1 protein-coding gene is annotated in these 450 nt (G+C 71.6%); it reads left to right on the top strand.

The features are described from left to right. Window positions 1-144: 144 nt before the first annotated feature. On the top strand, window positions 145-450 hold a 306-nt coding region (locus tag AC0AIB_RS31305), incomplete at its 3' end, for a family 1 glycosylhydrolase (RefSeq protein WP_465098094.1).

Raw genomic sequence — 450 nt, 5'->3', positions numbered from 1 at the left:
CTCTGTTGCCGCCCGCCACCGGCGATTAAGGTCTGGTCCTGATCATTGCCCGGCGCGTTCCCGCTCATACGGATTTCGCGCACACGTACTGGTTTTGGCGACACGTACCGGTTCCGCTCATACGCACGGCTGCTGGAGGCCGCGATGACCCTGCCGATGTTCCCGCCCGGCTTCCTCTGGGGAGCCTCCGCCTCCGCCTTCCAGACCGAGGGGGCGGTGGACGCGGACGGCAAGGGCCCCTCCGGCTGGGACGCCTTCGCCGCCCGGCCGGGCCGGATCAAGGACGGCACCGACACCACCCGGGGCACCGGCTTCCACGCCCGCTACCGCGAGGACGTCGCCCTGCTGGCCGGGCTCGGCGCCGACGCCTTCCGGTTCTCCGTCAGCTGGCCCCGTGTGGTGCCCGGCGGCAGCGGAGCCGTCAACGCCGACGGGCTCGACTTCTACGAC

Source organism: Micromonospora sp. DSM 43699, assembly GCF_055517075.1.
This window is presented reverse-complemented; position numbering and strand designations above follow the sequence as displayed.